This window comes from Thauera sp. 63, assembly GCF_000310165.2.
In the GTDB taxonomy this organism is placed as follows: Bacteria; Pseudomonadota; Gammaproteobacteria; order Burkholderiales; family Rhodocyclaceae; genus Thauera; species Thauera humireducens.
Genome location: NZ_AMXC01000056.1, coordinates 1 through 10,195, shown reverse-complemented (window position 1 = coordinate 10,195; position 10,195 = coordinate 1). Strand labels below are relative to the sequence as shown.

At 68.1% G+C, this 10,195-nt stretch carries 11 protein-coding genes and 4 tRNA genes; 9 read left to right on the top strand and 6 right to left on the bottom strand.

All coding sequences use genetic code 11. From position 1 onward, the window contains the following. Positions 1-220: 220 nt before the first annotated feature. The 8 genes from C664_RS19670 to C664_RS19635 all read left to right on the top strand — a co-directional run bounded on the left by C664_RS19670 (position 221) and on the right by C664_RS19635 (position 3,337). Positions 221-946 carry a YebC/PmpR family DNA-binding transcriptional regulator gene (locus C664_RS19670; RefSeq protein WP_004293214.1) on the top strand — a complete coding sequence of 242 codons (726 nt, stop codon included), beginning with the start codon at positions 221-223 and terminating at the stop codon, positions 944-946. Positions 947-1,022: 76 nt separating this feature from the next. After that, positions 1,023-1,904 carry a DMT family transporter gene (locus C664_RS19665; RefSeq protein WP_004293212.1) on the top strand — a complete coding sequence of 294 codons (882 nt, stop codon included), beginning with the start codon at positions 1,023-1,025 and terminating at the stop codon, positions 1,902-1,904. Positions 1,905-1,935: 31 nt separating this feature from the next. Next, a complete protein-coding gene (locus tag C664_RS19660) occupies positions 1,936-2,253 on the top strand; it encodes a heavy metal-binding domain-containing protein (RefSeq protein ID WP_004293210.1) in 318 nt (105 codons plus the stop codon). After that, positions 2,250-2,798, top strand: coding sequence for a crossover junction endodeoxyribonuclease RuvC (ruvC, locus tag C664_RS19655; protein ID WP_004293208.1), 549 nt, complete (start codon positions 2,250-2,252; stop codon positions 2,796-2,798). The genes C664_RS19660 and ruvC overlap by 4 nt, the downstream gene beginning before the upstream one ends. A gap of 94 nt (positions 2,799-2,892) precedes the next feature. Further along, a tRNA-Lys gene (locus tag C664_RS19650) sits at positions 2,893-2,968 on the top strand. A gap of 78 nt (positions 2,969-3,046) precedes the next feature. Beyond that, positions 3,047-3,121, top strand: a tRNA-Thr gene (locus tag C664_RS19645). A gap of 28 nt (positions 3,122-3,149) precedes the next feature. Next, positions 3,150-3,225: transfer RNA gene (locus C664_RS19640), tRNA-Gly, on the top strand. 35 nt (positions 3,226-3,260) lie between these two features. After that, positions 3,261-3,337, top strand: a tRNA-Asp gene (locus tag C664_RS19635). 132 nt (positions 3,338-3,469) lie between these two features. On the opposite strand, the gene C664_RS19630 is transcribed toward C664_RS19635, so the two are convergent. Next, positions 3,470-4,051, bottom strand: a complete 582-nt coding sequence (locus tag C664_RS19630) for a phasin family protein (protein WP_004293206.1) — start codon at positions 4,049-4,051, stop codon at positions 3,470-3,472. Positions 4,052-4,160: 109 nt separating this feature from the next. On the opposite strand from C664_RS19630, the gene C664_RS19625 reads away from it, so the two are divergent. Continuing rightward, a complete protein-coding gene (locus C664_RS19625; protein ID WP_004293204.1) occupies positions 4,161-4,850 on the top strand; it encodes a methyltransferase family protein in 690 nt (229 codons plus the stop codon). 8 nt (positions 4,851-4,858) lie between these two features. On the opposite strand, the gene C664_RS19620 is transcribed toward C664_RS19625, so the two are convergent. The 5 genes from C664_RS19620 to C664_RS19600 all read right to left on the bottom strand — a co-directional run. Next, positions 4,859-5,680 carry a proteasome-type protease gene (locus C664_RS19620; protein ID WP_004293202.1) on the bottom strand — a complete coding sequence of 274 codons (822 nt, stop codon included), beginning with the start codon at positions 5,678-5,680 and terminating at the stop codon, positions 4,859-4,861. A 73-nt stretch (positions 5,681-5,753) separates the two neighbouring features. Beyond that, positions 5,754-6,701, bottom strand: coding sequence for an alpha-E domain-containing protein (locus C664_RS19615; protein WP_004293200.1), 948 nt, complete (start codon positions 6,699-6,701; stop codon positions 5,754-5,756). 37 nt (positions 6,702-6,738) lie between these two features. Continuing rightward, complete coding sequence (locus tag C664_RS19610; protein ID WP_004293198.1) at positions 6,739-8,187, bottom strand: circularly permuted type 2 ATP-grasp protein; 1,449 nt, start codon at positions 8,185-8,187, stop codon at positions 6,739-6,741. A 129-nt stretch (positions 8,188-8,316) separates the two neighbouring features. Continuing rightward, positions 8,317-9,252, bottom strand: a complete 936-nt coding sequence (locus C664_RS19605; protein WP_004293196.1) for a transglutaminase family protein — start codon at positions 9,250-9,252, stop codon at positions 8,317-8,319. 16 nt (positions 9,253-9,268) lie between these two features. Continuing rightward, the coding region (locus tag C664_RS19600) for an alpha-E domain-containing protein (RefSeq protein ID WP_198291564.1) at positions 9,269-10,195 on the bottom strand (927 nt) is incomplete at its 5' end.

Genomic DNA, 10,195 nt, shown 5'->3' with positions numbered 1-10,195 from the left:
TAGACCGCCCCGCCCGCGCCCGCGGCGCGTGCGCCGCCCGCCAGCAACGCCAGCACCATCCCCACACCCCATATCGCTCTGTGCATCGTCCCTCCGGGCAAAACGCGGCGTCATTGCCGTGGCCCGACCGCATTGTCCGCGTCCCGCGCAGGTGCAGCCGACCTCCCCCGGGTTGTATACTGCGCCACTTTCAACCGCTTACGGCAGTATCGAGGGGCATATGGCTGGTCATTCCAAGTGGGCCAATATTCAGCACCGCAAGGGGCGTCAGGACGAGAAGCGCGGCGCCGCGTTCTCCAAGCTGGCAAAGGAAATCACCGTCGCCGCCAAGATGGGCGGAGGTGACCCGGGCTTCAACCCTCGATTGCGCCTGGCGGTGGACAAGGCCAAGGGCGTGAACATGCCCAAGGACAAGATCGACAACGCGATCAAGAAGGGCACCGGCGAACTCGAAGGCGTGAGCTACGAAGAGATCCGCTACGAAGGCTACGGCATCGGCGGTTCGGCGGTGATGGTCGACTGCCTCACCGACAACAAGACCCGCACCGTGGCCGACGTGCGCCATGCCTTTTCCAAGTACGGCGGCAACATGGGCACCGACGGCTGCGTGGCCTACCAGTTCAAGCACTGCGGCCAGCTGCTGTTCGCCCCCGGCACCAGCGAGGATGCATTGATGGAAGCCGCCCTCGAGGCGGGCGCCGAGGACGTGGTCACCAACGAGGACGGCTCGATCGAAGTCATCACCGGCCCGTGGGAGTTCACCGCCGTCAAGGAAACGCTGGAGAAGGCGGGCTTCACCGCCGAGTTCGGCGAAGTGACGATGAAGCCGGAGAACGTCATCGAGCTGGCCGGCGACGACGCGGTGCGCATGCAGAAACTGCTCGACGCCCTGGAAGCCCTGGACGACGTGCAGGAGGTCTATACCTCGGCGGAGTTCGACGAGTAAGCTGTCGCTCCTCGTTCCGCATCCCTCGCAAAGCGGCGCCCAGCGCCGCTTTTGCTTTTCAGGCCCCCTTCCCGACATGACGACCGCCTCCCTGTTCCAGCGGGCCACGCCGCTCCTCTTCGTGCTGCTGTGGAGCACCGGCTTCATCGGCGCCAAGTTCGGCCTGCCCTATGCCGAGCCGCTGACCTTCCTGAGCACCCGCTACGTGCTGGTGATCGCGCTGATGACGCTGCTGGCACTGGCGATGCGCGCGCCCTGGCCTGCAAGCCCGCGCGAGGCCTTCCACATCGGCGTCACCGGCCTGCTGGTGCATGCGCTGTACCTGGGCGGGGTGTTCATGTCCATCCATCGCGGGCTGCCGGCCGGCGTGTCGGCCCTGGTCGTGGGCATGCAGCCGCTGCTGACGGCCGCCGCCGCGGGCCTGCTGCTGGGCGAGCGGGTATCGCGCTGGCAATGGCTGGGGTTGGCGATGGGCTTTGCCGGCGTAGGCCTGGTGGTGGGCAGCAAGACCACGATCGACGCGGCAGCCCTCGCCGAGCTGGGCCACATGCTGGCACCGGCGCTGGCGGCGCTGATCGGCATCACTGCCGGCACGCTGTACCAGAAGCGCTTCTGCCCGCGCTTCGACCTGCGCACCGGCTCGGTGGTGCAGTTCGTGCCCTCGCTGGCGATCACCGCGCTGCTCGCCAGCCGGACCGAGACGATGGAGATCGCCTGGGACGGCGAATTCGTGTTCGCCCTGCTGTGGCTGGTGCTGGTGCTGTCGCTCGGCGCAATCAGCCTGCTCAACCTGCTGATCCGCAGCGGCAGTGCGGTGAATGTCGCCAGCCTGTTCTACCTCACGCCGCCCACCACGGCGCTGATCGCATGGGCGATGTTCGGCGAGACCCTGAGCGCGCTCGCGCTCGCCGGCATGGCCATCGCCGTGGCCGGGGTCTGGCTGGCACGCAAGGGCTAGAATGCACGCTCCACTTCACGGAGGGACCACCATGCTGATGACCACCACCGCCACGCTCGATGGCCGTCCCGTGCGCCAGTACCTGGGCGTCGTCAATGGCGAAGCAATCATCGGCGCCAACCTGTTCAAGGACATGTTCGCGTCGATCCGCAACGTCGTCGGCGGCCGCGCCGGCAGCTACGAGCGCACGCTGGCCGACGCCCGCCGCATCGCCATGGAGGAGATGCAGGAAGAAGCGAAGAAGCTCGGCGCCAACGCGGTGATCGGCATCGACGTCGACTACGAGGTGCTCGGTGCCGACAACGGCATGCTGATGGTGTGCGTCAGCGGCACCGCGGTGCAGGTTTGAGCACCGCCTCGCGCAACGTCGCCACGCGCATCCTCGGGCTGGACCCGGGGCTGCGCATCACCGGCTTCGGCCTGGTGGACCACCTCGGCAGCCAGCTGCGCTACGTCGCCAGCGGCTGCATCAAGACCCGGGACGGCGAACTGCCCGGCCGCCTCAAGACCCTGCTCGACGGGGTGCGCGAGGTGATCGCCACCTACCAGCCCGACGTGGTCGCGGTGGAGAAGGTGTTCGTCAACGTCAACCCGCAGTCCACCCTGCTGCTGGGCCAGGCACGCGGCGCGGTGATCTGCGGCGCAGTGTCCTGCGACCTGCCGGTGGCCGAATACACCGCGCTGCAGGTCAAGCAGTCGGTGGTGGGCTACGGCAAGGCCGCCAAGGAGCAGGTGCAGCACATGGTGCAGCGCCTGCTGACACTCGACGCCAGCCCCGGCCCCGACGCCGCCGATGCGCTGGCCTGCGCCATCTGCCATGCGCACGGCGCCCAAGGCCTGGGCGGTCTCGCCGGGGTCGGCACGCGACGCCGCGCTGGGCGCATCCTGGCCTGAAAAAAATTTCGCTGCGGGTGTTGCGCTGCGGGAAAGTGATCGGTATCATTCGCGGCTCTTGATCGACGGCAACGGCGATCTGCCGAAAGGCACCGGGGGTATAGCTCAGTTGGTAGAGCAGTTGACTCTTAATCAATTGGTCCTAGGTTCGAGTCCTAGTGCCCCCACCAGATTCAATGAAAGGCCGATTCGAGAGGGTCGGCTTTTTTGCTCCCGAGGGTAGCAAGTTCGGAAGCAGGCAGGGGTCTGCCCATGTAGCTCAGTGGCAGAGCACTCCCTTGGTAAGGGAGAGGCCGGCAGTTCAATCCTGCCCATGGGCACCAAGCGGGTCCTGCCGACACACGGTTTCATGCGGGAATAGCTCAGTTGGTAGAGCGCAACCTTGCCAAGGTTGAGGTCGCGAGTTCGAGACTCGTTTCCCGCTCCAGTTTCAGCGCTGGATGCCGCCAGGCATGCAGCTCCGGAGTGGTAGTTCAGTTGGTTAGAATACCGGCCTGTCACGCCGGGGGTCGCGGGTTCGAGCCCCGTCCACTCCGCCACGTATCGCACGCAAAACGCCAGTCCTCCGGGACTGGCGTTTTGTTTTTGTGCGCCCGCCTGCAGCGGTGGCGATCCCCGGGCGTAAAAAAGCCAGCCGCGCGGGCTGGCTTCCTGTCATGCGGGTGAAACGATCAGGCGGCGGTCTTGAACAGCGAGACGGTCGCCGTCGTGCCCTTGCTGACCGCATCGACCGTGGCCGCTGCGGCCTGGTCGACGTTGGCCTGGGCCACCTCGGACACCTGCCGCACCAGCTGGGTCGCGCCTTCGTAGGCGGACGAGGCATTGACCACGGCGGTCTTGAGCGCGGTGACGGCGAAATCCGAGCCCATCGGCGCATTGCGGTTCAGGCCTTCGAGCGTCACGATCACGCCCTGCAGCCACTGCGACATGCCGGCCTCAACCAGCTTCAGCAGTTCGGCCTGGGTCTGGCTGGCGACGCTGCCGACCGTCTTGGCATAGGCAAAGCTCTTCTGCAGCGCAGGGGTAACGGTGCCGAGCTGCAGCTCGACCAGCGCCTTGGGATCGCGCGCGGCGAGCAGGGCCTGGCTCAGCGCGATACCGTCGTCGAGCAGGGCGCGGGTGGTGTTCAGGTTGAGGGCGGTCAGATGCTCGGCAGCCGACATCAGGCTGTCGCCGGCGGCGGACAGGTCGGCGACGCGCGCTTCGGTGGCGGTCTTGAAGGTGGCGAGCATTTTCTCGGGCGAGGCGTTCATGGTGTACTCCTTTGCGTGGGTGACACCGAAGCAATCCTGCGGTGTGGTTTTATGTTGCACTGCAACATAGATTAACGCAAGCGTTTTTTATGCGGGGATTTCCGAAACCATGACACTGTCGGCGATTCAAGTCGTGCTGCTGGTGCTGGCCTGGAGCGCCTACGCGGTGCTGCATTCCGCGCTCGCCTCGCTGACGGTCAAGCGCTGGGTCGCCGCGCGCTGGCCGCACCGGGCGCACGGCTACCGGCTGGGCTTCAACCTGCTGGCGGTGGTGTTGCTGTTGCCCCCGCTGTGGCTGACCTTCGACTGGCGCGGCGCCCTGCTGTGGAGCTGGAGCGGGCCGTGGGCCTGGGTGGCGAACGGGCTGGCGCTGGCGGCCGTGGCGGGCTTCGTGTGGTCGACGCGCTACTACGACATGGCGGAGTTCAGCGGCGGCGCGCAGTGGCGCAAGACGCACCGCGCGGTCGAGGATCCCGGCCGGCTGCGGCTGTCACCGCTGCACCGCTACGTCCGCCACCCCTGGTACAGCCTCGGCCTGGTGATCCTGTGGACGCGGGACATGGACGAGGCTCGGCTCGTGAGCACGCTGTGCATCACCCTGTACCTGTGGCTCGGTTCGCTGCTCGAGGAGCGCAAGCTGCTGGCCTTCCACGGCGCAGTCTATGCGGATTACCGTCGGCGCGTGGCCGGTCTGGTGCCCTGGCCCGGGCACATCCTGCGCCGCGAGGAGGCCCGCGCCCTGGAGGCGCGGGCACGGACGGCAGCGGCCGCGGAGGTGCAACCGCGGCCCCGCGGCTGAAGCCCGCCTCAGTCGGCGGACACGTCGCCCGCGGCCGGCTCGCGCAACATTGCCTCGGGCACGTCCTGGATGCGCGGCCGCGGCTCGATTTCCTGCGGCCAGGTCGTCCAGTCGGGATCGGGCAGTTCGGCGAACACCCGCCGCAGGCTGGCACCCCACTGGCCGTGGATCATGTCGAAATACGGATTGTCCCAGTCGATGCTGACATGGCGGGTCACCTTCAGGCCGTCGCGCCTGTAGATCAGCAGATCGAGCGGCAGGCCGACCGACAGGTTGGAGCGGATCGTCGAGTCCATCGAGATCAGCGCGCACTTGGCCGCCTCGTCGAGCGAGGTGTGGCAGTTCACCACGCGGTCGATGATCGGCTTGCCGTACTTGGACTCGCCGATCTGGAAGTACGGCGTGTCGCTGGAGGCCTCGATGAAGTTGCCCGCGGCGTAGATGTTGAACAGCCGCGGCGGCTCGTCGGCGATCTGGCCACAGAGGATGAAGGAGGCGTTGAAGTCGACGCCGAACTGCTGCAGCGCCTCGGCGTCGCGCTGATGCACGCGGCGGATCGTGTCGCCGACCAGGCGCGCGCACTCGAACAGCGTCGGCGCGTTCCACAGGCTCTGGCGGTCCTGCACCGCCGCATGCTCGCGCAGGATGTTGATGACCGACTGCGTGATGGCGAGATTGCCGGCGCTCATCAGCACCAGCACGCGGTCGCCGGGGCGTTCGAACACCGTCATCTTGCGGAAGGTGTTGATGTGGTCCACGCCCGCATTGGTGCGCGAGTCGGACAGACAGACGAGCCCCTCGTCGAGGCACATCGCAACGCAGTAGGTCATGCAGGCAATCCTGTCAGGTCATTGCTCGACGACGACGCCCGGCGGATCGGCGGGCGGCAGCGCCATCAAGCGTTCAGGCGGCGACCGGAACGAGAAAGTTGTCGCCGATGCGGTCCCCCAGGCGGTTGATGCGCTCGAGGAAACGCTCCAGCCACGGATGCAGTCCGGTGTCGAAGATGTCGTCCATGCGGCCATAGTGCAGGGTCGCGTGCAGTTCGCCGGCCTGGCGTGCGGCCTCGGCCGAATGCAGATTGGCGATCTGGCCGAGGATGTCGTTGACCGCATCCACGCAGGAATGCAGCGAACGCGGCATGGCATCGTTGAGGATCAGCAGTTCAGCGACCTTGTAAGGCGTGATGACGTCGCGATAGACGTGGCGATAGGTCTCGAAGGCCGAGACCGAGCGCAGCAGCGCCCCCCACTGGTAGTAATCGGTGGTGCTGGTCGGGCTTTCGTTCTGCGGCAGCAGGCTGTGGTACTTCACGTCGAGCAGGCGTGCGGTGTTGTCGGCGCGCTCGAGGAAGGTGCCCAGGCGCACGAACTGGAAGGCGTCGTCGTGCAGCATGGTGCCGAAGGTGACGCCGCGCAGCAGGTGCGAGCGGAACTTCACCCACTCGAAGAACTCGCCCAGGTCGGTGGCCTGCAGCTTCTCCGGCGTCATGTCGCGGATCTCGAGCCAGGTGGCGTTGGTGGTTTCCCACATCTCCGCGGTGAGCGTGCCGCGTACCGCGTGCGCGTTCTCGCGCGCGGCACGCAGGCAGTTCCAGACGCTCGACAGGTTGTTGCGGTCGAGCACGACGAACTCGATGACGTCACGCGGGGTCAAGGGCCGTCCGGTGCGGGCGAAGGCCTCGGTCAACTCGCTGATGGCGAGGATCGCGCCCCAGCCGTCGTCGTAGCAGCCGTTATTGCGTGGCAGCAGCGACATGCGGTAGGACACGTCCAGCATGCGCACGGTGTTCTCGGCACGTTCGGTGTAGCGTGCCATCCAGTACAGGTGGTCGGCGGTGCGGCTCAGCATGATGATTCTCCCGGCGTGATTCGATGCGCGATCGGATTCAGTTGACGACCCAGGTGTCCTTGGTGCCCCCGCCCTGCGAGGAATTGACCACCAGCGAGCCGGCCTTCATCGCCACACGGGTCAGGCCGCCGGGCACCATGCGGATCTCCTTGCCCCCGGACAGCACGAAGGGGCGCAGGTCGATGTGGCGCGGTGCGATGCCGGCGTCGACGAAGGTCGGGCAGGTCGACAGGGACAGCGTGGGCTGTGCGATGTACTTCTCGGGCGCGGCGAGGATGCGCTGGCGGAAGTCCTCAATCTCGGCACGGGTCGCGGCCGGGCCGACGAGCATGCCGTAGCCCCCGGCGCCATGGACTTCCTTCACCACCAGTTCGGGCAGGTGCGCAAGCGTGTAGGCGAGGTCGTCCGGCTCGCGCAACATGTAGGTCGGCACGTTGTTGAGGATCGGTTCCTCGCCGAGGTAGAAGCGCACCATCTCCGGCACGTAGGGGTAGATCGACTTGTCGTCGGCCACGCCGGTGCCGACCGCGTTGGCCAGCGTCACCCGCCCGGCGCGATAGGCGGACATCAGGCCCGGCACGCCCAACATCGAATCGGGGCGGAACACCTGCGGGTCGAGGAAGTCGTCGTCAAGGCGGCGATAGATCACGTCGACCCGGCGCGGTCCCTGGGTGGTGCGCATGTAGACGGTGTCGTCCTTGACGAACAGGTCCTGCCCCTCGACCAGCTCGACGCCCATCTGCTGGGCGAGGAAGCTGTGCTCGAAGTAGGCGCTGTTGTAGGCGCCGGGTGTCAGCACCACCGCCGTCGGGTCCAGCACGCCGGCGGGCGCAACCGCACGCAGGGTCTCGAGCAGTAGATCGGGGTAGTGCTCGACCGGCTGCACGTTGTAGCGCGAGAACAGGTCGGGGAAGAGCCGCATCATCATCTTGCGGTTCTCCAGCAGGTAGCTCACGCCCGAGGGCACGCGCAGGTTGTCCTCCAGCACGTAGTACTCGCCCTTGCCGTCCGCGCCCGCCGCCCGCACCAGATCGATGCCGGCAATCATCGCGTACAGGCCGCCCGGCACCTCGACGCCCTTCATCTCGCCGCGGAACTGGGCGTTGTTGAGCACCTGGTCGGCCGGCAGGCGGCCGGCGCGCAGGATCTCCTGGCCGTGGTAGATGTCGGCGAGGAAGGCGTTGAGCGCTTTCACGCGCTGGCGCAGGCCGGCTTCGAGCGCCGTCCACTCCTCGCCCGGAATGATCCGCGGCAGCAGGTCGAAGGGAATCAGGCGCTCCTTGCCCCCTTCGGCGCCATACACGTTGAAGGTGATGCCGACGCGGTGGAAGGCGACGTCGGCCTCGCTGCGCTTGCGCTCGATGCGCTCGCGCGGCGTGTCGGCCAGCCAGTCGGCGTAGGCGAGGTAGTGCGGACGGACGGCGCCATCCGGGGCGTGCATTTCATCGTAGGGTTTCGCGGCGGTGGTCGTGCTGTCTGCGGTCATGATTGGGCTCCCTTGCGACGCGATTCAGCAGAAAGCGTGCCAATCCCGCGAAGCACGCACGGATGCGGCTTCGCAGCCTGCTGCGCGGCGGGCACTGCGGTGGTGCGCACCACCACGGCATCCGATGCATCAACATGGTGCGCGGATGTCGTCGCATGCGGCCTCCACCGGCATCACCGTCACCGCCACCTCGACGGCATGCCCGGCCCCACCGAGGATGACGCCGCGCAGCGGACACACGTCGCCGTAGTCGCGCCCCCAGGCCAGCGTGATGTGGCCATCGCCGGGCTGCATGTCGTTGGTCGGATCGAACTCCACCCAGCCCACGCCGGGACACCACACGCCCACCCAAGCGTGCGAGGCGTCGGCCCCGACCAGCCGCGCCTGCCCCGGTGGCGGCGCGGTCAGCAGGTAACCCGACACGTAGCGCGCCGCCAGCCCGAGCGAACGCAGGCAGGCAATCATCAGCTGCGAGAAGTCCTGGCACACGCCGCGCCGCGCGGCGAAGACCTGGGCGACCGGCGTGGCGACGTCGGTCGCGGCCGGATCGAAGCGGAAATCGGCGTGGATGCGCGCAGACAGCGCCGCGCTCGCCTCGAGCAGCGGACGTTCGGGCGTGAAGCACTGCAGGGCGTAGTCCGCGTAGCGCGCCGCCTCGGCGCCAAGCGCCACGAAGGGCGAGGCGAAGCGGTACTGCCCGGCGTCGCGCGCCTCGGCCTGCAGCGGCGCATGGCCCGACAGGGCATCGCGCAGATGGTCGCGCGCCGCCTCCCACGGCAGGCTGGCAGCCGGGTCCGGCCAGTCCGGCGCGAGCACGCCGACGCGGCTGCGCGCCCGCACGCTCAGGCGGTCGTGCGCGGCATAGAGGCTGAAGCAGCTCACCGGATTGCCGAAGAAGTCCGTCCGCTCGCGCCGCTGCGCCGGCACCGGATCAATCTCCAGCACGTACGACACCAGCCGCTGGCGCAGGCTTTCACGCGGCCGCAGGTGCGCGACCTGCTGCGACAGCAGCACCGGGCTGGTGTAGCGGTAGGTCGTGTCGTGAAGCAGCTCGTAGAACTGCATCGCGTCGGCGGGCCGTTCAGCGGGAGGCCGTAGCATGGCTGCGCGCGTCCAGGTGGGTGAAGTAGCGCTGCGAGAGGACGTCCGACAGCGTGTTGCCGGCCGCCCAGATGCGCTGGAGCAGGCCGAAGACCGTGGCGCAGGCCGCGGCATCGTGGGTCGCCCGGCCGTCGGCAGCAAGGCCGGCCAGACAGTTGCAGTCGGCGACGGCATCGAGCTCGCGCATCAGCACGGCCAGGGGCTCGCCCAGCGCGGCGCCATCGGGCAGACGCGCCAGGTGGTCGACCAGCGAATCGAGCTGGTAGCGCAAGGCGCGCGGGTTGTCGCCGTCGAACATCACCAGCTCCGCGACCGGCCGCGGCGCCAGGCCGCGCGCATGACGGCTGCGGTAGCGGATCTCGCCGTCGGTCACGGCCAGCAGGGCCTCGAGCGCGCCACGCTGCGGCACTGCCAGCAACACCGCCAGCGCCGAAGCGAGGAACTGCAGGCGCTCGATGCGGCGGCCGATCGACAGGAAGCGCCAGCCGGCGTCGCGCGGCATGCTCTCGATGACGAAGCCCGACAGCGTCACCAGCGACAGCAGGGATTCGTCGAGGCGGTGCATCGCCTCACCCAGGCCGGGCGCCTCGGTCACCGGCGTCGCAAATCCGGCGAGGCGGTTGTAGATGCGCCAGCTGTCCGGCGACAGGCGGTCGCGCAGTTGCGCGGCCAGCCGCAACACCATGCGCAGGTTGGCGACGACGCTACCGCTGCGCGTGTCGTCGAACAGGGCGCACGCCAGCGCCTGCGCATTTGCGCCGCCTTCGCCACCCTCCGCGTCCTCCGCGCGCTCGCCCGCCCGCGGCAGCACGCCGCAGCGCCGGCACAGCTCGGCCAACGCGGCCACCGTGGGCGAATCCGCCTGCGCAGCGGCCTCGCCCGCGGCCGGCCCGACGTGGTCGAGCAC

Bases quoted from the DNA above. Each gene is read 5' to 3' on its own strand.
- C664_RS19670 (WP_004293214.1), top strand. From the start codon at position 221: ATGGCTGGTCATTCCAAGTGGGCCAATATTCAGCACCGCAAGGGGCGT.
- C664_RS19665 (WP_004293212.1), top strand. From the start codon at position 1,023: ATGACGACCGCCTCCCTGTTCCAGCGGGCCACGCCGCTCCTCTTCGTG.
- C664_RS19660 (WP_004293210.1), top strand. From the start codon at position 1,936: ATGCTGATGACCACCACCGCCACGCTCGATGGCCGTCCCGTGCGCCAG.
- C664_RS19630 (WP_004293206.1), bottom strand. From the start codon at position 4,051: ATGAACGCCTCGCCCGAGAAAATGCTCGCCACCTTCAAGACCGCCACC.
- C664_RS19625 (WP_004293204.1), top strand. From the start codon at position 4,161: ATGACACTGTCGGCGATTCAAGTCGTGCTGCTGGTGCTGGCCTGGAGC.
- C664_RS19620 (WP_004293202.1), bottom strand. From the start codon at position 5,680: ATGACCTACTGCGTTGCGATGTGCCTCGACGAGGGGCTCGTCTGTCTG.
- C664_RS19615 (WP_004293200.1), bottom strand. From the start codon at position 6,701: ATGCTGAGCCGCACCGCCGACCACCTGTACTGGATGGCACGCTACACC.
- C664_RS19610 (WP_004293198.1), bottom strand. From the start codon at position 8,187: ATGACCGCAGACAGCACGACCACCGCCGCGAAACCCTACGATGAAATG.
- C664_RS19605 (WP_004293196.1), bottom strand. From the start codon at position 9,252: ATGCAGTTCTACGAGCTGCTTCACGACACGACCTACCGCTACACCAGC.